Genomic DNA, 23753 nt, shown 5'->3' with positions numbered 1-23753 from the left:
GCCCTTGGTTACTTGGGGCTCTTCCAAGTGACTCGCTGTAAGAGCGAAACCGCCAGCCGCCGTGACCGCAGAAACGGATATACACCCAAGGCCTAATGCGAAGTCCCCTCGGCAAACTCAATCTTGTTCCCCACGTTGTACTTGCCCGAAGGCTTGTTCATCGGAATACGTTTGATCTCCTTGAGGGTGTTGCTGTCGTAGACGATCAGCGCACCGTCGGTGTCCCAGATGCTCAGCAGCAAGTAGCGGCCATCCCGGGTGAACTCAACATGAGCGGCGGTTTTGCCGGGCATCGGGCGCAAGGTGTAGGCAATCTCCAGCGTCTGTTTGTCGATCAGATGGATCGCATCGTTATCGGGGCCGAAGAACACGTCGCTCCAGGCATACCGCGAATTGACGTGACTGCGCATGAAGAAACCCGGCCCCAGGGTCGGGATTTCCTTGATCAGTTTCCAGGTCTTGAAGTCGATGACCGAGATCAGCCCCTTGCTGATGTTCGGCGTGGCGAACACCCACTCGCCGTTGCGTTTCCAATAGGTCCCCGAGCCCAAATGCGGCATGCCCGGCAGCGGTATGTCGGTGATTACCTTGCCGCTGTCGAGGTCGATCACCTGACCGCCCTGGGCTTTGCGCGACGTGGCCAGCAGCTGTTTGTAGTCCGGTGAAAAAGAGAAATCGTCGAGAACATCCCCGGCAGGGATCCGTCGTGGTTCGAAATTGGGAGTGCCGGCCCAGGACAGTTCCCAGACTTCCTTCACGTCCTTGAGCGCGACGATGAAGCTGTCGCGCGGCGGGGCGGAGTACACCGCGCTGACCCGTGACGCGGTGCCGTCCTGCCCGATCGTGGGAATGGTTTTGACCAGCGACAGATCGCGGGCATCGAGCACCACCACGTTGCCGGGCAAATAGTTGCCCACCAGCACCCAGCGTCCATCCTTGCTCACCGCCAGGTTGCGGGTGTTGAGCCCGGCGCGGACCTCGGCGATCAGTTTCAGGTTGTGCAAGTCATACAGGCTGATCCAGCCGTCACGGGAGGCGAAGTAGACGAAGCGCCCGTCCGGCGAGAACTTCGGCCCGCCATGCACGGCAAAGTGCGAAGCAAATCGCGCCAGCACCTCAAAGCGGTCACCGTCGAGGATGTCGATGTGATGGTCGCCGGCTTCCACCACCACGAACAGGTTCAGCGGGTCGGCGCCATGCTGGGGCGTGGTGGGCAGCTTGCTGAGGTCTGCGAGCAGCGAGTGACTGCCGAGAATGTCGTCATTGCTCCAGGTGGGCGGGGTGGCGGGGGGTTGCTGAAGGTAGTCCACCAGCGCGTCGATCTGTGCGGGGCTGAACACAGTGGCATAGCCGGCCATCTGGCTCGCGGGGCGGCCGTTCTGAATCACGCTGCGGATTTCATCGGGTTTGATCCGGCTGAGACTCTCCGGCAGCAACGCCGGGCCCGCACCGCCGAACCGATTGGCGCCATGGCAGCGCTGGCAATGCTGCTGATAGTTTTGCGCGGCGTGTTCAAGTGCCGGAACCGCTGCGCCGGCCTGGGCCGCACTGATCCATAACAGGTGGGCAAGGAGCACGCGCCTCATATCGCCACCTTGGCGTGGCGTTGCAGTGCTTGCGCCGGGTAAAGCCGTGCCGGGTATTCCAGTTTTTCTGCGGCGAACAGATCGACCACCGTGCCGATCACCGTCAGTGTCGGAATGCCCGGTGGACAATCCAGCGCCAGGGTCGGCAATTGGTGCAGCTTGCCACGGGCGACGTGCTGGTCGGGACGCGTGCCGTTGCTGATCAGCGCCGCCGGCGTATCGGCCGACAGCCCGGCTTCGATCAAGCGCTGAGCGATGATCCCCAGGTTCGACAAGCCCATGTAAAACACCAAGGTCTGGCTACTGTCGGCAAGGCTGGTCCAGGGCAGCGACAACTCGCCATCCCGTTGCAAATGGCCAGTGATAAACCGGCAGGAGTTGACCAGGTCGCGGTGGGTCAACGGTATGCCCGCGTAAGCGCTGCAGCCGGACGCGGCGGTGATGCCCGGTACTACCTGGCAATCAACACCCCGTTGCAGCAGGTACTCCAGCTCCTCGGCGCCGCGACCAAAAATGAACGGATCGCCGCCCTTGAGCCGAACCACGCGCTGCCCTTGATCAGCAAGATCGGCCAGCAGTTTGTTGATCTGTTCCTGGGGCAGGCTGTGGCAGCCGCTGGCCTTGCCGACGTAATGGCGGGCGCAGGTGAGCGGGATCAAGGTCAGCAGTTCGGGGCTGATCAGCCGGTCGTACACCACGGCGTCGGCCTGCATCAACAGGCTCCAGGCGCGCAGGGTCAGCAGGCGTGGATCGCCGGGGCCAGCGCCGACCAGGGCAACTTCGCCCGGCCGGAACGGGGACTCAAGTGTGGCCGGTATAGCAATCGATGGAGGCATGGGACGTCCTTGGTGCTTCATCAGGTTGACCGGCCCCAGCCTTTGTCAGGTGGTTGGCCGTGCGGGCTATTCAGTGGGTGATGCAAGGGATGGTCGTTGATGGCGGCACACCGATTTCGTCATCGCTGAGGTGGCAGCCGGGGTCCTGGCCCCACAAATCACCCTCGGCCCAGGCGCGGGTGCGGGTGTTGCCGTTGCAGATGTGCAACCAGCGGCATTGTGCGCAACGACCGCCGACGGCGCGGGGATGTTCACGCAGGCGCAACAACAGGGCATCCGGCTGATCCAGCCACAACGTGCGGAACGGCGTGCGCCGGACATTGCCCACCGAGTGCTGCCACCAGTAGGTGTCCGGGTGCACTTCGCCGGTGTTGTCGATGTTGGCAATGCCGCTGCCCGATGCGTTGCCGCCCCAGGCGCGGAGCATGTTTTCCAGGCGTGGGTAATGCTCGGGAAGTCGTAGGGCTGCCCATTGCAGCAGGAGAATGGCATCGGCGTCGTTGTTGCCGCTGACAAAATCGCTGTCGCGGCCCTGTTGGATGTCTTCCCAGGCGCGCTCGAAGATCAGCGTCATGGCCTCGCGGCTCATCTGCTGGTGTGCGTCGAGTTTGCGACTGCGTTTGCCGCGACCGCTGTAGTTGAGGTGCGACAGGTAAAACTTTTGCACGTCGTACTCGCGCATCAGCGACAGCAGTTGGGGCAGTTGCTGATGGTTCTCCTGGGTCAGGGTGGTGCGCAGCCCGACGCGAATACCCTGTTCGCGGCAGAGCCGGATCGCCTGCATGGAACGGGCGAAACTGCCCTTGAGTTGGCGGAAAGCGTCATGGGTGGCTTCCAGGCCATCGATGCTGATCCCGACGTAGTCGAAGTTCGCCGCGCTGATCTGCGCGATGTTCTGCTCATCGATCAGCGTGCCGTTGGTGGACAAGGCCACAAAGAAATCCTTGGTCCGGGCGTAGGCGCTGAGCACAAACAAGTCCTCGCGCAACAGCGGTTCGCCACCGGAAAGAATCAACACCTTGACGCCGGCATCGTGCAGATCGTCGATCACGGTCAGCGCCGCGGCGGTATCCAGTTCGTCGCGAAAGACACTGTCGGCGGAGGTGGCATAGCAATGTTTACAGGTCAGGTTGCAGCGCCTGAGCAGGTTCCAGATCACCACCGGCGCCCGATTGCTGCCCGGTGGACTGGTTCTGGGCGCAGGCGCCTGGCCGGCCAGCGCACGCAGGTATTGGCTGATCCTCAACATGTAAATCTCCTTCAGTCAGAGCGTGTTCAGCGCGAAGCAACAGGCAAACGCAAGCCTGATGCCCGTAGCAGCTGTCGAGCTTGCGAGGCTGCGTTCGGCGACGCAGTCGTCGTGAAATCAGGCACTGCGGTGTCCCAGGAATACCGCGTTCGCAGGGTTTACGACGACTGCGTCGCCGAACGCAGCCTCGCAAGCTCGACAGCTGTTACAAGGGATGCGTTGAACTGGCCGGCATTAGGCGCAAGCCGGTTTTTTTCAGGATGCGGCTGCTCACCAGCATCTCGTCCGCCCCACAGGCGTCGCCCAGCAAGTAGCGCAGGTGCTCGCGGTAGCTGTTGATTTCATCGCTGCTGCGGCCATGCACCATGGCGAACAGGTTGTAGCGCCAGCCAGTGCGGCGCGGACGGCGATAGCAGTGGCTGACGAAGGGTTGCGCGCCGATCAGTGCGCCGAGACGCGGCATGTCGGTGTCGCGCACATCCCAGACCGTCATGCCGTTGTGGCGATAGCCCAGTCGGTAGTGATTGGGCACGGCGGCAATCCGCCGAATCGCGCCCTCGGCTTGCAAGCGCTTGAGCAGATCCAGGGTGGCTTCAATGTTCAGCCCCAGCTGTTCGGCGAGCCACGCCCACGGGTCGTCCAGCAAAGGCAGGCCGGCCTGGGTCAACACGATCAGGCGCTGGATGAGGGTGTCTTCAGGCCGGGAAATACAGACCGACATGGTAGGTCTCCTCTTTGGGCAGGTTGAGCAGCGGCAGGCCGGTCAGGGTTTCGATGCGGTGCAGGGTCTCGGTCAGGTCATGTTCAGTTGCGCAGGCGAGCACGAACCACATGTTCCAGGCGTGCTCGCGTCGATAGTTGTGTGCCACTTCAGGCATGCCTTGCAGATGCTCGGCAACCTCTTCAAAACGTTCTTCCGGGACCGCCAGCGCGGCGAGGGTGAAGGCGCCGCCCAGGCGTTCGATGTCAAACATCGGGCCGAAGCGCGTGAGCATTCCGTCATGGAGCAGGGTATGCAGTCGGCCGAGTAGTTCAGTGCTGCTGGTCTCCAGTTCGGCCGCCAGTACCCGCCAAGGGTGGCGCACCAGCGGCAGGCCCAATTGCAAGCGGTTGATCAGGCGACGGTCGAGGTCATCCATGGGTCGGTGCTCCTGTGCGCGAGGGCGCAAAGCGACCGCCGCACTGCTTGAAGACCTGGGTGCTGAACAGCAATTGATGGGGCAGGTCGCTCAGCAGATGTTCGTCCAGCAACGCCTGGATCTGCGCCTCCACCTGTTCACGTTGACGCCCGTGCACCATGCAAAACAGGTTGTACCGCCACTGCGGCAATCGCCGGGGACGTTGATAGCAGAGGTTAATGCCGGGCGCTCGCCCCAGGCGCTGGCCGACTTCGTCGATCAGCGCATCGGGAATATCCAGCACCAGCATGGCGTTGGCGGTAAAGCCCAGCGCGCGATGGTGCAGCACCAGGCCGATACGGCGGAACAGCCCTTGCTCGTTCCACTGGCGCATTTGTTCGAGCACCTGGTTTTCGTCGGTGTTTATCCGTTCGGCGAGTTCCTGATAGGGGCGCGCTACCAGCGGCAATCCGCCTTCGAGGTGCCGGCGCAGCGCCAGCGCTTGGTGGGGGCTCAATCCAGATGTCATGAGTTTTCTCCCAGGGCAAAGCCCAGGTCGATGCGGTAGGCGGTCAACATCGGCAGGTCCAGCGGCATGAGGCCGGTGTCGTTCTCCAGTTCCTTGAGTACGCGGTCGATGTGTTGGCGATCAGGGGCGGTCAACACAAACCACAGGTTGTAGAAATGCTCCCGTGCATAGTTGTGATTGACCTCGGGGTACTGACTGACGCGATCGGCCACCTGTTGCAGGCGTTCGGCGGGCACAGCGAGGGCGGCGAGGGTGCTGGCCCCGGCGCGGCTGTGTTCGAACACCGGGCCGATGCGTGAGAGGGTGCCGGCCTGATCCATTTCTTCCAGGCAGGCCATTACTTGTGATTCGCGGCAACCGAGAATCCGCGCCATCTCCTTATACGGTGACGGGCACAGCGGCATGCCGTGCTGGAAGCGCTCGATGAGTTGGCGGCTGAGCAGCTCAAGGTTCATTTCAATACCCCATTTTCTGCGCGCGACTGCTGAAGAAGATGCCGCTCGGTGCGCTGGCAGGCAGGGTGCTCAGCAGCTTCAGGCGGTACGGATCCCAGACTTGAACCTGATCGCCGTCGCGTAACGACAGCCACAACTGGTCGCCGCGTGCGGTGAACTCCATATGCAGCACCGCCGGTCCCGGCTTCAGATCCGCGACCACGGCATGGGTTTCGGTGTCGATGACCTGAACCCGATCATTGTCCGGGTAGGCGAAATTGACCCACAGCTGCCGACCGTCCGGGCGCGACGTGACGAACACCGGTTGACCGGCCACCGGGATCACAGCGGTCTGCTGCCAGGTGCGCGAATCCATCACCAGCACTTGATGCCGGCCAACGGCGGGCACGAAGGCCTGGTTGTCGGCAACGGCCCAGCCTTCCAGGTGCGGCATCTTGTAGACCGGGAGTTTCGCCTGGCCGCGTCCGTAATCGCCGAGTACCCGCTGCACACCGCGCTCCGGATGCCAGAGATCGAGTTGCGCCATGCCGTCTTCACCGAACAGACCGGCCATGTAATAGCGCCCATCGGGCGTTATCAGGGCGTCGTAGGGTTGCTCACCGATGCCGGTGAAACGGCTGATCTGCGGTGTGTTGCCCTGACTGAAATCGGCGGTCCAGATCTCGCCGGTATCGAACAGGCTGAACACAAAACGTTGCCCCGGTGCGTCAACCAGACCGACCACCCGGGAGCGCTTGGTGCCATCGGCGAGCGGCGTGGCCGGAATATCGGCCACCTGTTGCAGGGTGTCGGCATCGAACACCTTGACCCCGCCGGGCACGTAGTTGGACACCGCGATCAACTTGCCGTCCTGACTGATGGCGCCGCCAATGCTGTTGCCGCCCTGGATGACGCGATGATCGATACGCCGGGTCAGCAAATCAATCTTGCTCAACCCGCCGTCGCGCCCGAACACATAGGCGTAGCGCTGATCCCGCGAGAACACCACCGAGGCATGGGACAGGTCGCCTAAACCCTTGAGTCGGGCCAGCGCGGTGTGGGTGTCGCTTTCGATGATTTGTACGCTACCGGTGGCGCGCTCCACGACCACGCCCAAGTCGCCGGTGCCACGCAACGGTGGCTGAACGCAAGCGGACAACAACAGCCCGGTCGCCGCTGACAGCAGGATTGAACGGATCATGGTGCGGGATATCCCTGGAGAAGAAGATCGACCAGCCAATGGATGTCGTCGGGGCTGAGCAACGGGGCCCAACCGGGCATCGCGGTGTCGGGCCGGCCTTGGGTGACGGTGGCAATCAGGCTGTCCCGTGACTTGCCGGCCAGCGCTGCGCGCGTCAGTTCGGGCCCCAGCCCGCCGGTCAGGTGCAGCCCATGGCAGGCGCCGCAGTCCTGGGTCAGTAGGTGTTCGAGTTGCGCCTGACGCGGGGCGTCAGGCGCGGCAACCGCGGTTGCGCAAATGAGGAGGAGGGCCGCCAGAATCACAGCGTGTCGATAAACCATCATGGCGCCCTCCAGGCGGTTATTTGAGTGTCAGTACCCAGGTCGCGAGAATTTTTGCTTCTTCTTCAGTCACCGGGTTTGCCGGCATTGGCATCGGGCCCCAGTTGCCTTGTGTGCCGTTCTTGATGTGGCCGGCCAGGGTGTCCACGGCCCCGGGTACGCCAGAGTTCTTGGCCGCTACATCCTTGAGCGCCGGGCCGACAATCTTGGTATCGATGGAGTGGCAGGCTGCGCAGGGTTTGCTCTTGAACAGCTCCAGCGCGTCTTGGGCCATGGCCGGCTGCACACTCAGCGCAGCGGTCAGGGCAAACAGTGAGAACAGAGTAATTTTCATGGTGTTTCCTTGCATTGATGGAGCTCAATAGATGTCGTGTTGGGTGTTGTAGACGTTGAACTTCCCGGTGGGTGTGATCAGTCGTTTGTCCTTGATGACTGACTTGAGCTTCAGGGTTTTGTCGTCGATCACCACCAGCGCCGACTCGTCGGCCTGGCCACTCCACACGGAGAACCAGACTTCATCGCCGGCCTTGTTGTATTCCGGTTGCACGACGCGCATGGCGCCTTGCTTGATGCCCGCGTATTCAGCGATGGGCAGTACGGTGTAGCCGGCGTCGAGCTTGTCGATGTTGAACACCGCCACTGACTGGCTGAGCTTGGCGTCCGGGTTGAGGGTGGTGTCGACGTACAGGTGGCGAGAGTTGGGATGGGTTTTGATAAACAGCGAACCGCCGCCCTGGCCCTTGAGTGAGGCGACCTGCTTCCAGGCGTATTGCGGGTGTTTGGTCGGGTCGGTGCCGATCAGCGAGATGCCGTCATCACCCAGGTGGCTGGTGGCCCAGACCGGGCCGTAGATCGGGTGGTTGAAGTTGGCGCCGCGACCCGGGTGAGGGGTTTTGCCGACGTCCACCAGCGCGGTCAACTTGCGCTCCTTGGAGTCGATCACGGCGACCTTGTTGGAGTTGTTGGCGGCGGTCATGAAGTAGCGGTGTGTACTGTCCCAACCGCCGTCATGCAGGAAGGGCGCGGCATCGATGTAGGTGACGGTGAGGTTTTTGATGTCCTGGTAATTGACCAGCATCACCTTGCCGGTTTCCTTGACGTTAACGATGAACTCCGGCCATTCGTGGGAGGCGATGATCGCCGCGACCCGGGGTTCCGGGTGATATTCCTGCTTGTCGACGGTCATGCCGCGGGTCGAAACAATCTGTTTCGGCTCCAGGGTTTCGCCATCCATGATGGTGAATTGCGGCGGCCAATAAGAACCGGCGATGGTGTATTTGTCTTCGTAGCCTTTGAACTTGGAGGTCTCGACCGAGCGCGCCTCGATGCCGACTTTGACTTCGGCGACTTTGGTCGGCTCCACCGGCCACAGGTCGATCATGTCGATCCGGGCGTCTCGACCGATCACCAGCAGGTAGCGACCCGAAGCCGAGATCCGCGAGATATGCACCGCGTAACCGGTCTCGATGAGCTTGACGATTTTCTTGCTGTCCCCATCGATCAGGGCGATCTTGCCGTCATCGCGCAACGTCACCGAAAACAGGTTCGGCAGGTTGAGTTTGCTCAGCTGCTTCTTCGGACGATCCTCGGGTTTGACCAGTACTTTCCAGGTTTTCAGCGTCTCGGCCATGCCCCATTCCGGTGGCGTCGGCGGCGTGTGCTGAATGAACTTGGCCATTGACGTGATCTGATCCTTGGTCAGCGCATTGGAGGTCCCCCAGTTCGGCATACCCGCCGGAGAACCGTAGGTAATCAAGGCCTCCAGATACGGTTGTCCGCGGCTCTGGGTGATGTCCTGTGTCAACGGTTTGCCGGTCGCGCCTTTGCGCAGCACGCCGTGGCAGCCTGCGCAGCGCTGGAAGTAGATTTCCTTGGACGAGTCGAACTCGGCCTGGCTCATGTCGGGAGCGCCGACGGTTTTGACCATGGGCGGGGTGGCCGCGGCGGCGGGCTCTTCAGCGCTGGCGGCATGGCTCACCGCCAGGGCCAGTGACGAACACAATGTGGCGAGGGTCAGGGCAAACGTTTTTCTGTTGCTGATCAGCATTCCATTTCTCCTCAGGCAAGACCTTTGCGATGTGCTGAAACGGCAGCGCAGAACGCAGGTTCTTAGTGCCGTGCAAGGCTATGCCCGAGCAGGCCAATGTTCGCTTGACGACGATCAAGTTTGCCGGCCATCTCACTTGCCAGGTTGTCGCAGGGGCCCGTAGCGTGTTCCTTGAATCCGCTTTTGGAACAGGCACCCCATGGACCGTACCCAGTCTTGCGAACACCCGATCGAACCCTTCTACCAACCGCTGAATAATGAGGAAGCGCTGTTCGAACAAGCCTGGCGACACGGCATGCCGGTGCTGATCAAGGGCCCGACGGGGTGCGGCAAGACCCGTTTTGTCCAGCACATGGCCCATCGGCTGAAGCTGCCGCTGTACACCGTGGCTTGCCATGACGACTTGAGCGCGGCCGACCTGATCGGCCGTCACCTGATCGGTGCCCAGGGCACCTGGTGGCAGGACGGGCCGCTGACCCGCGCGGTGCGTGAAGGCGGCATCTGTTACCTCGACGAAGTGGTCGAGGCGCGTCAGGACACCGTGGTGGTGTTGCATCCACTGGCCGATGATCGTCGGGAGTTGTTCCTGGAACGCACCGGCGAAGTGCTGAAGGCACCGCCGTCCTTCATGCTCGTGGTGTCTTACAACCCCGGCTACCAGAACCTGCTCAAGGGCATGAAACCCAGCACCCGCCAACGCTTTGTCGCGATGCGCTTCGGCTATCCGCCGGTGGCCGATGAGGAACGCATCGTTGCCCGGGAGGCTCAGGTGGACAGCGCGCTGGCGGCGCAAGTGGTGCGGCTGGGCCAGGCGCTGCGCCGGCTCGATCAACATGATCTGGAGGAGGTCGCCTCAACGCGACTGCTGATTTTTACCGCGCGGATGATCGGCTCCGGCATGAGCCCGCGTGAGGCCTGCATGGCCTGCCTGGCCGAGCCGCTGAGCGACGATCCACTGACCGTTGCCGCGCTGATGGACGTGGTTGATGTCCACTTCGGCTGAGTCCACGGGCGTCTCGCGCCGTCACTTGCCGGGCGATCTGGCGATGTGGTTTTTCATTCTGGCCGAGCTGTCGGTGTTCGCCATCCTGATCCTGACATTCGCCGTGACCCAGGCGCTCAAGCCGCAGATGTTCAGTGAAAGCCGTCTGTTGCTGAACACCTCCACCGGGTTGGCGATGACCCTGAGCCTGCTCACCGCGGGGCTGTTCGCCGCGCTGGCGCAGGAGCACGTCAGGCGCTCACGATCCCGCCACGGCGCCGTCTTCCTGCTGATGGCGTTGCTCGCCGCCAGTGTCTACGTGGTGCTGAAACTCACGGAATACCGGCACTTGCTGGCCTCGGGGCTGGGCATGGAGCACAACACGTTTTTCACGTTGTACTGGATTCTCACCGGTTTTCATTTTCTCCACGTAGTGCTCGGCATGGTCATTCTCGGGTGGCTGGCCGAGCGCTGTCGCCGTGGCCTGTACGACGCCAATACGTGCAGCGGGTTTGAATCCGGCGTGTTGTATTGGCACATGGTCGATCTGATCTGGGTCATGCTGTTTCCGCTGGTCTACGTGCTGAGTTGACGAGGTTCTCATGACTGTTTCCAGGGTTTTGCTCGTCTGTTGGGCGGCGCTCGCGACGTTAAGCATCTGCACTGTGGTGCTGGCCCAGGCCGGGGTGACGTGGTTGCTGTCGATTGCCATTTTGCTGGTGGCAGTCGGCAAGGCGTGGCTGATCACCGACGGCTTCATGGAGATGCGCCACGCACCGCGACTGTGGCGCCGCTTGATGTTGAGCTGGGCGCTGGTGGTGGCGACCGTTGTGGGGCTGACGCTGGTTTTGTTCCGTTAAGGAATACGATCTGTAAAACAGCACAACTCGAATGTGGGAGCGAGCTTGCTCGCGATGGGGCCATAACATTCAACATCTTCGTTGACTGTCAGACCGCTATCGCGAGCAAGCTCGCTCCCACATTCGATCTCTGTCAGCCATACGATCTATACCCGACCATAACCATCTGCCTTTCTTGATCGCCATCAAGCAGGTTTCGACCCTTCGCTTCCTATGATGGACGGGCCTAGCAAAGAGGAAGCGACCATGTCAGACACCTTCACCAAAGGCATGGCCAGGAACATCTACTTCGGGGGAAGCATCTTCTTCTTCCTGATATTCCTGGCTTTGACCTATCACACGGAACAGACCTTTCCAGAGCGCAGCAATGAAGCGCAGCTAACCGAATCAGTGGTGCGCGGCAAGTTGGTCTGGGAGCAAAACAATTGCATCGGCTGCCACACGCTGTTGGGCGAGGGCGCCTACTTCGCGCCTGAGTTGGGCAACGTGTTCCAGCGGCGCGGCGGGGAGGCGGGCTTCAAACCCTTCCTGCATGCCTGGATGAAAATGCAGCCACTGGGCGTACCGGGCCGTCGCGCGATGCCTCAGTTCAAGTTGAGTGACCAGGAGGTGGATGACATCGCCGAGTTCCTCAAATGGAGCTCGAAAATCAACACCAATGGCTGGCCGCCAAACAAGGAGGGCTAAGCGATGAGCATTGCTAATCCGCATCTGAAATTCGCCTCGCAAGCCGTGGCCAAACCGTACTTTGTGTTTGCTCTGATCCTGTTTCTCGGTCAGATAGTGTTCGGTTTGATCATGGGCCTGCAATACGTGATCGGAGACTTTCTCTTTCCGATCATCCCCTTCAACGTGGCGCGGATGGTGCACACCAACCTGCTGATCGTATGGATATTGTTCGGCTTCATGGGGGCTGCCTACTACCTGATTCCGGAAGAGGCCGACCGCGAGCTGCACAGCCCGAAGCTGGCGATCATCCTGTTCTGGGTATTCGCCGCCGCTGGCGTGCTGACGATTCTCGGTTACCTGCTGGTGCCTTATGCCGGCCTGGCCAGGCTGACCCACAACGAGCTGCTGCCGACCATGGGGCGGGAGTTCCTGGAGCAGCCGACCATCTCCAAGATGGGCATTGTGGTGGTCTGCCTGGGCTTCCTCTACAACATCGGCATGACCTTGCTCAAAGGACGCAAGACCACCGTCAGTATGGTCATGATGACCGGGCTGATCGGGCTTGCGGTGTTCTTCCTGTTCTCCTTCTACAACCCCGGCAACCTCGCCCGCGACAAGTTCTACTGGTGGTGGGTGGTGCATCTTTGGGTAGAAGGCGTGTGGGAACTGATCATGGGTTCTATGCTGGCCTTCGTCCTGATCAAGATCACCGGTGTGGACCGGGAGGTCGTGGAGAAATGGCTCTACGTGATCATCGCCATGGCGCTGATAACGGGGATCATCGGTACCGGTCACCACTTCTTCTGGATCGGTGCACCTGAAGTTTGGTTGTGGGTGGGTTCAATCTTCTCGGCACTCGAGCCGCTACCCTTCCTGGCGATGGTGATATTCGCCTTCAGCATGGTCAAGAACCGTCGGCGGGACCACCCGAACCGCGCGGCCACGCTGTGGGCCAAGGGCACTACGGTCACCGCCTTCTTCGGCGCTGGCGTCTGGGGTTTCCTGCACACCCTGGCACCGGTCAACTTCTACACCCATGGTTCACAGTTAACGGCGGCTCACGGTCACCTGGCTTTCTACGGTGCTTACGCGATGATCGTGATGACCTTGATCAGCTATGCCATGCCGAAACTGCGCGGGCTCGGCGAAGCAGCGGACGAGCGTTCGCAGCAACTCGAGATCTGGGGCTTCTGGTTGATGACCCTGTCGATGGTCATGATCACGCTGCTGCTCACCGCTGCCGGTGCCGTGCAGATCTACCTGCAACGCTGGCCGGTGGATGGCGTCGCGTTACCGTTCATGGCCACGGTCGAACATCTGCAAGTGCTGTTCTGGGCTCGTCTGGGCGCCGGTCTTGGTTTCTTCGCAGGGCTGCTCTGCTACTTGTTCAGCTTCAAGCGGCGGGTGCCAGTTGGGATTACTGCAACTGCCGCATCCGCTGTTCGTTCGTGAGTCAATAACAATCTGAAGGAGGACGGCCCGGCTGGTACAGCGGGCCGTTTCACATTGGTTTTCAGAGGAAAAAAACCATGGCCTTTACCGTCGAACTGGAAGAGTGGGTCGGCAGTGTCTGGCATCGCTTTATCACCCGGCGCGCCAGCCCGGACTTTCCCGAGGCTCGGGTCGAACTGATCCACCAGCAGCGACCGCTGGCGTTGTTGTTTCGCGCCATGGGCGGCGCCAATGGCGTCGGCGTGGAAGCGGCCAGCGACCGCGATCTGCTGTTGCGACGCAACGTGTTGCAGCAGATCGCCGGCACCTGCAAACAAGTGCCCTTGGCGTGGTGCGACGAGACCAACCTTCGTCTGCCATCGAGCCTTGCGGTGTTTCCTGAAGTCGCGCTGAACGAGGAACTCTATCGTTGGCTCGCGTTGCTGGCGGCCCAGGCCGGCCAGATGCGGCACTGGGGACGGGACAATCAACGCTGGACGCAACAGCTGTTGCGGCGCTATCCCGCGTTGCGTGCCCGGTACAAACGTTTGGTGGATGCTCATCTGCAACTTCGCCCGGATCCGGCAACATTGAATACCGGCGAAGCGGCCCTGGAGCGCGCGTTATGTCAGGCGTTGCGCGAGCCCGGCAGCGTCGAACATTTTCCCCGCAGCGAACGGGCCGCCTGGCCGCTCCCGCTGTGGTTGTACCCGCCGCAAAACCTTGCAAGCCCGCAGGCGGCCGACCTCGGTGACGAGTCGGAAGAGTCACTGACGACCCCGCCCGGTGAGCAGAAAGGTGGAAGCAAACGCGCCAAGCGGATCGATGAAGGCACCCGCGACGGCGGGTTGTTAATCGTGCGCCTGGAAAACCTGTTCAGCTGGACCGAACACGTTGACCTGGATCGCTGGTCAGACGACAGCGAAAACCCTGACGCGGCCAGAGTCGCCGAAGACCTGGACGAGTTGAGTTTGTCGCGCACCCGTCTGCGCAAGGGCGGCGGCCTCAAGCTGCACCTGGATTTGCCACCGGCCGATGTCGACGATATTCCCCTGGGCGAAGGCATCAAGTTGCCGGAGTGGGACTATCGCAAACAGCAAATGCAGGACAGCTTCGTCAATCTGCAAATGATGGTGCCCCGCGATTGTGAAGCGCAGCCACTGCCGCCACGGCTGAAGGCCTCGGCGCACCGCCTGCGCCGCCAGTTCGAGCACCTGCGCAATGACCGCCAATGGTTACGCCAGCAACCTCAAGGGTCTGAACTGGACATGCAGGCCTGGCTGGATTTTCACGTCGAACGCGAGCATGGCCAGTGTGCGGAACGCGGTCTGTTCATGGAGCAACGGCAGACGCGGCGCGACCTGGCGTGCCTGTTGCTGGCCGACGTGTCGATGTCCACCGACGCGCATTTAAACGATGAGCACCGGGTGATTGATGTGATCCGCGACAGCCTGCTGCTGTTCGGCGAAACCTTGTCGGTGCTGGGTGATGATTTCGCCCTGTACGGGTTTTCCTCGCTGCGTCGTCATCAAGTGCGGATGCAGGAACTCAAGTCCTTCACCCAGCGCTATGACGACAACACCCGCGGTCGCATTCAAGGGCTCAAACCGGGTTATTACACGCGCATGGGCGCCGCCATTCGCCACGCCACCCAACTGCTGGGCAAGAGCAAACGCCGCAGCAAACTGTTGCTGCTGCTGACGGATGGCAAGCCGAATGATCTGGATCTGTATGAGGGCCGCTACGGTGTTGAAGACACCCGCGAGGCGGTGCTGGAGGCACGGCGTCAGGGGTTGACGCCGTTCTGTATCACGATTGACCGCGAGGCCGGGGATTACCTGCCTTACATGTTCGGCGCCAATGGCTACACCTTGATCCGCCAGCCCGAGCAATTACCCCTGCGCTTGCCGCAGTTGTATCGGCAGCTGACTCAGCCTTGATAAACACGGTCTGTTGTCGCTTGCGTCCTTGTAGCAGCTGGCGAGCCTGCGAGGCTGCGTTCGGCTGCGCAGCAGTCGCAAAACCATTCACTGCGGTGTATCAGTTAAAACGCGGGTTCAGGATTTACGACTGCTGCGCAGCCGAACGCAGCCTCGCAGGCTCGGCAACTGCTACAGGGGAGATGTATGGGGATCAGATGCTGCGCGGCAACCAGAAAAACATCGTCACGCAGAAAATCGTCAGGCCGATGCAGAACCACATGAATCGGCGCAGCCGGCGTTCCCCCGCCTGTGCGGCGAATGCCGGCAGGGGCATGCCGCATTGGCGGCACTCGGTTTCTTGCGCAGGGTTTACGTGTTGGCAATACAAACAGACGGGCATGGCTTTCACTCGAACTGTTCCAGGCGCAGACGATCGAGAATGGCGATCTGGCGACCGTCCTGGGTGATGATTTTTTCATCGATCAGGCGACGGATGATCCGCGAAAAGGTTTCCGGCTGGATCGACAGATGCCCGGCAATCAGTTGCTTGGCCATCGGCAGCTCGAATTGGCTGTCAACGGTTTGCTGGCGCACCAGTTGCGTCAGCAAATAGCGCACGACCCGGTGGGTGGCGTTTTTCAGGGACAGGGTTTCGATTTCGTTGACCCGTTGATGCAGGCGAACGCAGAGCTTGCCCAGCAGGGCAAAGGTCAGTCGGCTATTGCTCTGCAGCAGGCGCATGTAGGTGTTGTTGGATAACCGGTAGAGCTGGGTGGGGCAGATCGCTTCGGCCGAGGCCACGTAGTTCGGGGTGTCCATCAGCATCATCGCCTCGGCGAAGGTTTGCCGATCGCTGATCACCTCGAACACTTTCTCCTGCCCATCGGGTGTCAGTCGGTAGATCTTAACCGCACCGGCAATGATGAAATAAAACGAGTCTGCCGGCTCACCCTGGCGGAACAGCGGTTCGCCTTTGTCGATGCTCAGCAAGTGGCTGGTACTCATCAATTCATCCAGCTGTTCTTCGTTCAACGGCTCGAACAAGTGATGACTGCGCAGAATCTGGTGATGGACGCGATGAAGCACCATAAGAATTCATCCTGAGGATTGAGGAGGGGATGGCAATCAAGTCAAACGAGGCCTAGCGAGACGCCGCTGGCCAACGCCAGAACCGAGGTCAACACCACAAACCAGGCCAGTGGCTGGATGACTTTTTTCATGACGACTCCTGGGGATCGAGAAGGATCAAGGTTTCTTTGATTGCTGAAAGCTTGAGCAAGACGCGGGCCATGCCTGGAGACCCTTGTTTATTGGGGCTGTCAGATGAGAGGGTAAAAACGACCATGAGGATTAGGGTTGTAATGACCATTAAATGGTCATTTCAACCCTGAGCCGATCACCCTTGTAGGAGTGAGCCTGCTCGCGATGACGGCGGTACATTCAGCATCAATGTCGGCTGACCCGCCGCTATCGCGAGCAGGCTCGCTCCCACAAGGGAAAACTCCCTCGCCACAGGAATACGAGAAAGCTTCAGGGCACGCCCCTTGCACACTTGATCTGCGACAAAGGCAATTGATCGCCAATACCCGATCATTGCCCCCGGACTTACTTCGACGCGTGCGGGTTAGCGTCAGGTCAGCAGCAAGGTAAAGGAGTGGCTTTATGCAAGTGCTCGACCGCCGTAAAGCGATGGCCATCGCGCCGCTGTTACGTTTGGCCTTTCGGCCATTTTTCCTCGCCGGTTGCCTGTTGGCAGTGCTGGTCATTCCGCTCTGGCTGGCCGCCTTCAGTGGTGCGCTTTCCGGCTGGCAGCCGGCCGGTGGCTGGCTGGGCTGGCATCGACACGAACTGTTGTTCGGGTTCGGCTTGGCGATCATTGCGGGCTTTCTGCTGACGGCAGTGCAGACCTGGACCGGTCGCCCCGGCCTCAGCGGTCGACCCTTGGCCGCGCTGGCGTTGCTGTGGTTATTGGCGCGCATGGCCTGGCTGGTCAATGCGCCGTGGCCGGTGCTCGCGGTGCTGGAATTGGCATTCCCGCTGGCGGTGGCCGCGCTCATGGGCTTCACCTTGTGGAAGGTGCGGCAGACACGTAACTACCCGATTGCGGTGGTGCTGTTGTTGTTAGCGGCGGCCGACGGGTTGTCTCTGTACGGCCTGGTTGAAGGTCATGAAGGCTGGCAGCGCCAAGGTGTGCTGACCGGCCTCTGGCTGGTGGCGGCGATGATGGGGTTGATCGGCGGGCGCGTCATTCCGTTCTTCATCCAGCGCGGACTCGGCAAGGTCGAAGGCGTTACCCCTTGGCCTTGGCTGGACTGGCTGCTGCTGATTGGCTCGCCGCTGGTGGCGTTGTTGTATGCCGCCGGACCTGCACTTGACCCCACTCTTTGGGTCGGCCTGTTGTTCGCCGTGTTGGCCGCCGGGCATCTGGTGCGTCTGGTTCGCTGGCATGATCGCGCCCTCTGGCGTGTGCCGTTGCTGTGGTCGTTGTACCTGGCGTATGCCTGGTTGGCAGTGGCGTGTCTCGCAATGGCGCTGTGGCATTTCGGCGTGCCGATCAATCTGAGTCTGGCGGTGCATTGCCTCACGATAGGCGCCATGGGCGGCCTGGTGTTGGCGATGATTGCGCGGGTCAGCCTGGGGCATACCGGCCGCGCGCTGGAGCCGCCGTCGGGCATGACCCTGGCGTTCATTTTGCTCAACCTGGCCTGTCTGAGCCGGGTCGTGTTGATCCTGTTCTTTCCCCTGCCTGCGTTGTGGCTGGCCGGTCTGTGCTGGGCGCTGGCGTTTGCGCTGTACGCCTGGCGCTATGGGCCGATGCTGCTGCGGGCGCGGGTGGACGGTCATCCGGGCTAAGCACGTCAACTGATGGAGGCTGCCGGTGTTATATCCCTTTTTACTGGTCACCCACTTGCTGACAGCGATTGCCTTCATCGGCACGCTGTTTTTCGAGGTGGTCATTTGGCACCGCGCCCGCCAGCAGTTGGCGGATACCGCGCAAACGACCGCAGATCAAGCGATTGCAGTACGTTCACGCAAGGTGCTGCATGGCGTGGTGTTGCTGTTGTACGGCGCTGGCATCAGCCTGGCGTGGCAACACCGTGGCGTGTTGAGTCAGCCGCTGGCGAGTAGTTTTGGCACGTTGCTGAGCCTGAAAATCGTCCTGGCCCTGAGCATCATCGGCCATTACTTTTTGCTGGCGTACTGGCTGAAAAGCGCACGACTGACCGCGACCCGCGCCAGCTGGATTCGCCGCAGCATCCTCGGGCACATGGTGTTGATCGTGATCCTGGCCAAGGCGATGTTCTATTGGCACGGTTGATCGCTCGCCTTCCCTGACAGACAAAACCCGCGTCAACCGGTGGGTTGGCGCGGGTTCGGTGTGAGCGGCAATCGATCAATGACGACGGTTCAAGGCATTAACAAACAACACGTTGTTCTCCAGATGGATGTGTTGCATCAGGTCATCACGAAACTCCACCAGCCCACGATAAAGCGCGCGCCAGGTGTTACAGGCATCGGGCGGCGGGGTGATGTTGTTGGTCAGCGCGAGCAGCTTTTCGAGGGCTTCGCCATGTTGATCATGCTCAAAGCGCAGCACCTGGATCGGCGGTGCGGCCTGAGGGCCGATGCCCTGTTGCAGCATCGGGAAGAGCACTTGTTCTTCCTTGAGCATGTGGCCTTCGAGTTCTTGTTGCATGTCGGTCAGCAGATCGGCCAGGCCGTTGGGGCAGCTGCTGCGCGCACCGTGGACCTGCTCGACGCGACGGGCCAGGCGAATCAGTTCCGGCAGTTGCTCGCGATGGCGGGCGTGATAGCGCGCCAGAAGGTAGGCGATCAACAGCTCCGACGGTTCGTTGCGCCAGTCGTGTTGGGTTTCGCCGGTGTCTTGCAGCCGGTGCAGCGCATCGGCGATCAGGGCCGGGTCGAGGTCTTTGCCAGCAGCCGCTTCGCGCAGGCTTTTATGCCCGCCACAACAGAAGTCCAGTTTGAAGGTGTGAAAAATCCGCGTGGCGCCGGGAATGTCGCAGGCCAGTTGGCCGAGGCTTTGTTCCAGTAGGGTCAGGCTCATCAGAGGGTTCCTTGTTTGGATTTCAACGGTTCCCCAAGGCTCGTTGCACCCGGCATGCCATATTTAACGTATTGAAAAATATGGCTTAATTTTTAGTTGTGGTGATAGGCACCCGGACGCTTTAGGGTGAATCCAACCATAGAGGGTAATAACTACCATGCTGCGTGAAAGCCTGGCGGCCGACCTGATTGTCGAGTTGCCCAATGCTGTGCGGTTGCAACGACTGGTCCAGACCCTGCGCGAGTACTTCAACAGTGGCGCCGTTGGTTTACTGCGTCTGGATGACGACAGTTTGAGGCCGGTCGCGACGGTGGGGCTGGTGCATGAAGCGTTGGGCCGCCGCTTCGTCATCGCCCAGCATCCGCGGCTGGCGGCGATCATGGCGTCGCGCGAACCCACCTGGTTCGAGCCCGACAGTCGCCTGCCGGACCCTTATGACGGCTTGCTCGACGACCACGTCGGCGAACCGCTGCCGGTGCATGACTGCATGGGCGTGAGCCTGTATGTGGAGGGGCGGATCTGGGGCGCGATCACCCTCGATGCGCTGCACGCCGGGACCTTCGACAGCCGTGCGCGGGAAGAACTCAAGCGCTGCACCTTGCAGATCGAAGCCGCCGTGCGAGTCACCCGGCTTGAGCAGGAAAACCGCAGCCTGCGCTTGTCCCGCAGCGATATTCAGGACGTGCGCAGGCCGGCTGATGAAGGCGAAATCCTCGGGCAGAGTGAGGTGCTTCACCAGTTGCTCAATGAACTGGACGTACTGGCCGATTCCGAGCTACCAGTGTTGCTGCTGGGCGAGACCGGTGTCGGCAAAGAGCTGTTCGCCCGACGCTTGCATCGTCTGTCGCTCCGCAGTCATAAGCCGCTGGTGCAGGTCAACTGCGCCGCGTTGCCGGAGTCTCTGGCAGAGAGTGAATTGTTCGGCCACGTCAAAGGCGCGTTTTCCGGCGCCACCAGTGACCGTGCCGGACGTTTCGATGCGGCCAACGGTGGCACGCTGTTTCTCGATGAAGTCGGTGAATTGCCATTGGCCGTGCAAGCGAAGCTGCTGCGCACCCTGCAGAACGGCGAGATCCAGCGTCTCGGTGCCGACAAGCCGTTGCATGTCAATGTGCGAATCATCGCCGCGACCAATCGGCACTTGCCGGACAGCATCCGCGACGGTCTGTTTCGGGCCGATCTGTATCACCGGCTCTCGGTATACCCGGTGCCGATCCCGCCGCTGCGCGAGCGGGGCAACGATGTGTTGATGCTGGCCGGGCATTTCCTTGAGCTCAATCGGGCGCGGCTTGGTTTGCGCGGCTTGCGCCTGTCGCCGGCGGCCGAGCGGGCGCTGCTGGCTTACAGCTGGCCGGGCAACGTGCGCGAGCTCGAACATGTAATCAGCCGCGCCGCGTTGAAGCAGCTCAGTCGCGGCACCAGTCGCACCCTGATCATGACGCTGGAGCCCGAGATTCTGGACCTCGACAGTGCCATGGGCGGGCAGGGCGCGGTCGTCGAAAGTCCCCTGGACGAGACGGCTGATGAGCCGTTCCAGCCCCTGAGTGAAGCGGTCGATGATTACCAGCGCAAGAAAATCCTCCAGGCCTTGAGCCTGTCCGGGGAGAACTGGGCCAGCGCCGCGCGGATTCTGGAAGTCGATCCCAGCAACCTGCACAAACTGGCTCGGCGTCTGCGCCTTAAATAAGGCTGGGCGTGCTCAGTGTTGATGGTGGTCAAGGTGGTGTTGCGCCGTGCATTGCACACTGGGCGGAACCTTCTTGGAGATCACCGTCATGCCCCTTTCCCTGGCACAGATGCGCCGCAACTACACCCTTTTTGGCCTGCAAGACAAGTCGGCGCTGGACGACCCGATGGCGATGTTCCGGCAATGGATGAAACTGGCCCGCGACACCGAGCGTGCGCCTGTCGAAGCCAACAGCATGGTGTTGGCGACGGTCGACAGTGAAGGGCGCCCGCACTGCCGGGTCCTGCTGCTCAAGGGCTTGAGTGATGAAGGCTTCACCTTTTTCGGCAATTACCAGAGTGACAAAGGCCAGCAACTGGCCGCTAGTCCGCATGCCGCCATGACCTTTTTCTGGCCGGGCCTGGAGCGTCAGGTGCGTATCGAAGGCCAGGTCTCCAGGCTCGACCCGACGCTGTCGGATGCGTACTTCGATTCCCGCTCACAGGACAGTCGCCTGGGCGCCTGGGCTTCACCGCAAAGTCGGCCGTTGGCCAATCGGGCCGAGCTTGAATCGCTGTTGCTACAAACCACCCAACGTTTTGCCGGCAAGACCGTGCTGCGGCCCGAGCATTGGGGCGGCTACTGCCTGCACCCTGAACGTCTGGAGTTCTGGCAGGGGCGCGCCGACCGCTTGCATGACCGTCTCGATTACCGGTTGCGCGATGGCGCCTGGCAACGAAACCGCCTGGCACCTTGAGCCCCATTATCAAACTAGCGCAGAACCTGTGGCGAGGGAGCTTGCCCCCGTTGGGCAGCGAAGCGGCCCCAAAACCTGCCACCGCAACTCTTCAAGTAGAACGCATCCGCCGTTTTTACGACTGCTCCGCAGCCGAACGGGGGCAAGCCCCCTCGCCACAGGGTTGAGAGGTAATACCTATGTCCCTGTGGAGGTACCTCCTTGGAGGAATAGGCTCGCTCGCCATTCCGGTTCACGCTTTGTCCCATACCCCTCATTTACGGGAAGGCTTGGATATGGCCCATCTGGCGCAACGCACGTTTGAACCCCTGAACATTGCCGTGCTGACCATCAGCGATACGCGCACCTTTGACACCGACACCTCGGGGCAGACCCTGACGGATTTGCTGCAAACGGCCGGGCATGTATTGATCGACCGTGATCTGGTCAAGGACGACATTTATCAGATCCGCGCCAAGGTCTCTCACTGGATCGCCGACCCTCAGGTTCAAGTGATACTGATGACCGGCGGCACCGGCTTCACCGCGCGCGACAACACTCCGCAAGCGGTGCTGCCGTTGCTGGACAAACATGTCGAAGGCTTCGGTGAACTGTTCCGTCAGGTGTCCCTGGCGGAAATCGGCATGTCCAGTCTGCAATCCCGCGCATTGGCGGGGATGAGCAACGGCGTGTTGGTGTGCTGCGTGCCGGGCTCGCCGGGTGCGTGTCGAACCGCCTGGAACCAGATCCTGCTCGAACAATTGGACAGCCGCACCGGCCCGTGCAATTTCGCCCCGCATTTGAAACCGCAAGCACAGCGGGTCATCGACGCCTGCGAGACACGCTCATGACCGGCCGGGTGTGTGACCTCGGCCACCTGATGCCGGTGGACGAGGCCATCAGCCGTCTGCTGGATCAGGCACCGCCGCCGCCCCTGGCGCAAAAGATCGGACTGGATCAAGCCTTAGGGCGGGTGCTGGCGGCGGACATTCATTCCCCTGTCAACCTGCCGGCCTGGGACAACAGTGCCATGGACGGTTACGCCCTCAGGGCCGCTGACCTGCCACCGGACGGAGGCTGTTTGTCGATTGGCGGACGAATTGCGGCGGGGGATCAGGCGTGCTCGCCCTTGCTCGCGCAGCAGGCGGTGCAGATCTTTACCGGCGCGCCATTGCCGCCGGGTGCCGACACGGTGGTGCCGCAGGAGCGCTGCCGGATCGACGGCGAGCGCGTCTGGTTTCCGCCCGTCAGCGCTGGCGATCACGTGCGCAAGGAAGGCGAGGAGGTTCGCCGGGGAGATCTGCTGCTCCAGGCCGGTAAACGCCTGCGTGCGCAAGAAGTGGGGTTGCTGGCCGGCGCTGGCATCGCGCAGGTCGAGGTTTATCGACCGTTGCAGGTGTGCTTGCTTAGCAGCGGCAATGAACTGCGTGAGCCGGGCGATCCATTGGCGCCGGGGCAGATTTACAACAGCAATCGCTACTGCCTCGCGGCGTTGTTGAGTGGCTGGGGCGTCGAGGTGCACGACTATGGCGTCATGGCCGATGAGTTGGCGGCCAGCCGGCATGCCTTGAGCCTGGCGTCCTCGGAATGCGACCTGTTGTTAAGTTCCGGTGGCGTCTCGGTCGGTGAGGAAGATCACCTCAAACAGGCGATCGAAGAACTGGGTAGCCTGGATTTCTGGCGGTTGGCCATTCAGCCGGGTAAACCGCTGGCCTTCGGCGAAGTGGCCGGCAAACCCTGGATCGGCATGCCGGGCAATCCTTCGGCGGCGCTGATTACAGCGTTGGTGGTGGTACGTCCGTTCCTGCTCAGGGCGCAGGGCGTGAAAGACGTGTTGCCGGTGCCATTGGCCGTGCCCGCCGGGTTCGACTGGTTGCAACGCAACAAACGTCGGCAGTACTTGCGGGCAAGACTCACTCCTGACGCTAACGGCCAGTTGAGCGTGGAGCTGCACCCTCAGCAAAGCTCGGCGATGTTGACCGCCGCGTGTTGGGCCGACGGGCTGGCGGTGATCGAGTGCGAGCAGCAAGTGCTCAAGCACGACAACGTGATGTTCCTGTCCTTCGCCGACCTGATGCATTGATGGCAATTGATTGCC

At 61.4% G+C, this 23753-nt stretch carries 26 protein-coding genes; 12 read left to right on the top strand and 14 right to left on the bottom strand.

Annotation, left to right across the window (positions count from 1 at the left end; translation table 11 throughout):
• Nucleotides 1–92: 92 nt before the first annotated feature.
• The 11 genes from VD17_RS03470 to VD17_RS03420 form a co-directional block, all read right to left on the bottom strand.
• Complete coding sequence (locus VD17_RS03470) at nucleotides 93–1586, bottom strand: nitrite reductase (RefSeq protein WP_046052684.1); 1494 nt, start codon at nucleotides 1584–1586, stop codon at nucleotides 93–95.
• On the bottom strand, nucleotides 1583–2422 hold the full coding sequence (gene cobA, locus VD17_RS03465) for a uroporphyrinogen-III C-methyltransferase (RefSeq protein ID WP_046052683.1): 840 nt from the start codon (nucleotides 2420–2422) through the stop codon (nucleotides 1583–1585). The genes VD17_RS03470 and cobA overlap by 4 nt, the downstream gene beginning before the upstream one ends.
• A 70-nt stretch (nucleotides 2423–2492) precedes the next feature.
• The gene (gene nirJ / locus VD17_RS03460) at nucleotides 2493–3671 is read right to left on the bottom strand and encodes a heme d1 biosynthesis radical SAM protein NirJ (protein ID WP_046052682.1); all 1179 of its coding nucleotides are present in this window, start codon (nucleotides 3669–3671) and stop codon (nucleotides 2493–2495) included.
• A gap of 205 nt (nucleotides 3672–3876) precedes the next feature.
• A complete protein-coding gene (gene ahbB, locus VD17_RS03455; RefSeq protein ID WP_046052681.1) occupies nucleotides 3877–4392 on the bottom strand; it encodes a siroheme decarboxylase subunit beta in 516 nt (171 codons plus the stop codon).
• Complete coding sequence (locus VD17_RS03450) at nucleotides 4367–4810, bottom strand: Lrp/AsnC family transcriptional regulator (RefSeq protein WP_046052680.1); 444 nt, start codon at nucleotides 4808–4810, stop codon at nucleotides 4367–4369. The genes ahbB (VD17_RS03455) and VD17_RS03450 overlap by 26 nt, the downstream gene beginning before the upstream one ends.
• Nucleotides 4803–5318, bottom strand: a complete 516-nt coding sequence (gene ahbB, locus VD17_RS03445; RefSeq protein WP_046052679.1) for a siroheme decarboxylase subunit beta — start codon at nucleotides 5316–5318, stop codon at nucleotides 4803–4805. The genes VD17_RS03450 and ahbB (VD17_RS03445) overlap by 8 nt, the downstream gene beginning before the upstream one ends.
• The gene (locus tag VD17_RS03440) at nucleotides 5315–5773 is read right to left on the bottom strand and encodes an Lrp/AsnC family transcriptional regulator (RefSeq protein ID WP_046052678.1); all 459 of its coding nucleotides are present in this window, start codon (nucleotides 5771–5773) and stop codon (nucleotides 5315–5317) included. Before VD17_RS03440 ends, ahbB (VD17_RS03445) begins: the two co-directional genes overlap by 4 nt.
• A 1-nt stretch (nucleotide 5774) precedes the next feature.
• Nucleotides 5775–6953 (bottom strand): cytochrome D1 domain-containing protein, encoded by a 1179-nt coding sequence (locus tag VD17_RS03435; RefSeq protein WP_046052677.1) that lies wholly within the window; start codon nucleotides 6951–6953, stop codon nucleotides 5775–5777.
• The gene (locus VD17_RS03430; protein WP_046052676.1) at nucleotides 6950–7276 is read right to left on the bottom strand and encodes a c-type cytochrome; all 327 of its coding nucleotides are present in this window, start codon (nucleotides 7274–7276) and stop codon (nucleotides 6950–6952) included. The genes VD17_RS03435 and VD17_RS03430 overlap by 4 nt, the downstream gene beginning before the upstream one ends.
• Before the next feature lie 16 nt (nucleotides 7277–7292).
• Nucleotides 7293–7607 carry a c-type cytochrome gene (locus VD17_RS03425; protein ID WP_046052675.1) on the bottom strand — a complete coding sequence of 105 codons (315 nt, stop codon included), beginning with the start codon at nucleotides 7605–7607 and terminating at the stop codon, nucleotides 7293–7295.
• Nucleotides 7608–7631: 24 nt separating this feature from the next.
• Entirely contained in the window at nucleotides 7632–9320 is a 1689-nt protein-coding gene (locus tag VD17_RS03420) for a nitrite reductase (RefSeq protein ID WP_046052674.1), read from the bottom strand.
• Nucleotides 9321–9519: 199 nt separating this feature from the next.
• On the opposite strand from VD17_RS03420, the gene VD17_RS03415 reads away from it, so the two are divergent.
• The 6 genes from VD17_RS03415 (at nucleotide 9520) to VD17_RS03390 (ending at nucleotide 15202) form a co-directional block, all read left to right on the top strand.
• The gene (locus VD17_RS03415; RefSeq protein ID WP_046052673.1) at nucleotides 9520–10323 is read left to right on the top strand and encodes a CbbQ/NirQ/NorQ/GpvN family protein; all 804 of its coding nucleotides are present in this window, start codon (nucleotides 9520–9522) and stop codon (nucleotides 10321–10323) included.
• On the top strand, nucleotides 10307–10894 hold the full coding sequence (locus VD17_RS03410; RefSeq protein ID WP_046052672.1) for a cytochrome c oxidase subunit 3 family protein: 588 nt from the start codon (nucleotides 10307–10309) through the stop codon (nucleotides 10892–10894). Before VD17_RS03415 ends, VD17_RS03410 begins: the two co-directional genes overlap by 17 nt.
• Before the next feature lie 10 nt (nucleotides 10895–10904).
• Entirely contained in the window at nucleotides 10905–11162 is a 258-nt protein-coding gene (locus tag VD17_RS03405; protein ID WP_046052671.1) for a cytochrome C oxidase subunit IV family protein, read from the top strand.
• A gap of 246 nt (nucleotides 11163–11408) precedes the next feature.
• Complete coding sequence (locus tag VD17_RS03400) at nucleotides 11409–11849, top strand: c-type cytochrome (protein ID WP_033062194.1); 441 nt, start codon at nucleotides 11409–11411, stop codon at nucleotides 11847–11849.
• A 3-nt stretch (nucleotides 11850–11852) separates the two neighbouring features.
• Nucleotides 11853–13283, top strand: coding sequence for a cbb3-type cytochrome c oxidase subunit I (locus VD17_RS03395; RefSeq protein WP_046052670.1), 1431 nt, complete (start codon nucleotides 11853–11855; stop codon nucleotides 13281–13283).
• A gap of 77 nt (nucleotides 13284–13360) precedes the next feature.
• Complete coding sequence (locus tag VD17_RS03390) at nucleotides 13361–15202, top strand: nitric oxide reductase activation protein NorD (RefSeq protein WP_046052669.1); 1842 nt, start codon at nucleotides 13361–13363, stop codon at nucleotides 15200–15202.
• A gap of 193 nt (nucleotides 15203–15395) precedes the next feature.
• On the opposite strand, the gene VD17_RS03385 is transcribed toward VD17_RS03390, so the two are convergent.
• Together VD17_RS03385 and VD17_RS03380 are read right to left on the bottom strand one after the other, a co-directional pair.
• Nucleotides 15396–15584, bottom strand: coding sequence for a hypothetical protein (locus tag VD17_RS03385; protein ID WP_033059096.1), 189 nt, complete (start codon nucleotides 15582–15584; stop codon nucleotides 15396–15398).
• Between the two features lie 5 nt (nucleotides 15585–15589).
• Nucleotides 15590–16273 carry a Crp/Fnr family transcriptional regulator gene (locus VD17_RS03380; RefSeq protein WP_046052668.1) on the bottom strand — a complete coding sequence of 228 codons (684 nt, stop codon included), beginning with the start codon at nucleotides 16271–16273 and terminating at the stop codon, nucleotides 15590–15592.
• Between the two features lie 573 nt (nucleotides 16274–16846).
• Here VD17_RS03380 and VD17_RS03375 point away from each other — a divergent pair.
• Entirely contained in the window at nucleotides 16847–18037 is a 1191-nt protein-coding gene (locus tag VD17_RS03375) for an NnrS family protein (RefSeq protein WP_046052667.1), read from the top strand.
• A 25-nt stretch (nucleotides 18038–18062) separates the two neighbouring features.
• A complete protein-coding gene (locus VD17_RS03370; protein ID WP_046052666.1) occupies nucleotides 18063–18503 on the top strand; it encodes a CopD family copper resistance protein in 441 nt (146 codons plus the stop codon).
• A 75-nt stretch (nucleotides 18504–18578) separates the two neighbouring features.
• Here VD17_RS03370 and ytfE read toward each other — a convergent pair whose 3' ends face one another.
• A complete protein-coding gene (ytfE, locus tag VD17_RS03365; protein ID WP_046052665.1) occupies nucleotides 18579–19253 on the bottom strand; it encodes an iron-sulfur cluster repair protein YtfE in 675 nt (224 codons plus the stop codon).
• Nucleotides 19254–19410: 157 nt separating this feature from the next.
• Here ytfE and norR point away from each other — a divergent pair, with 157 nt between their 5' ends.
• The 4 genes from norR (at nucleotide 19411) to VD17_RS03345 (ending at nucleotide 23738) form a co-directional block, all read left to right on the top strand.
• Nucleotides 19411–20940 carry a nitric oxide reductase transcriptional regulator NorR gene (norR, locus tag VD17_RS03360; protein ID WP_046052664.1) on the top strand — a complete coding sequence of 510 codons (1530 nt, stop codon included), beginning with the start codon at nucleotides 19411–19413 and terminating at the stop codon, nucleotides 20938–20940.
• 88 nt (nucleotides 20941–21028) lie between these two features.
• Nucleotides 21029–21676 carry a pyridoxamine 5'-phosphate oxidase gene (gene pdxH / locus VD17_RS03355; RefSeq protein WP_046052663.1) on the top strand — a complete coding sequence of 216 codons (648 nt, stop codon included), beginning with the start codon at nucleotides 21029–21031 and terminating at the stop codon, nucleotides 21674–21676.
• Nucleotides 21677–21951: 275 nt separating this feature from the next.
• On the top strand, nucleotides 21952–22506 hold the full coding sequence (gene moaB, locus VD17_RS03350) for a molybdenum cofactor biosynthesis protein B (RefSeq protein ID WP_046052662.1): 555 nt from the start codon (nucleotides 21952–21954) through the stop codon (nucleotides 22504–22506).
• Nucleotides 22503–23738: a molybdopterin molybdotransferase MoeA gene (locus VD17_RS03345; RefSeq protein WP_046052661.1), complete on the top strand. Its 1236-nt coding sequence runs from the start codon at nucleotides 22503–22505 to the stop codon at nucleotides 23736–23738. Before moaB ends, VD17_RS03345 begins: the two co-directional genes overlap by 4 nt.
• The last annotated feature ends 15 nt before the right edge of the window (nucleotides 23739–23753 follow it).

Origin of the sequence: Pseudomonas fluorescens, assembly GCF_000968015.1 — a bacterium.
Classification (GTDB): Bacteria; Pseudomonadota; Gammaproteobacteria; order Pseudomonadales; family Pseudomonadaceae; genus Aquipseudomonas; species Aquipseudomonas fluorescens_W.
This window is presented reverse-complemented; position numbering and strand designations above follow the sequence as displayed.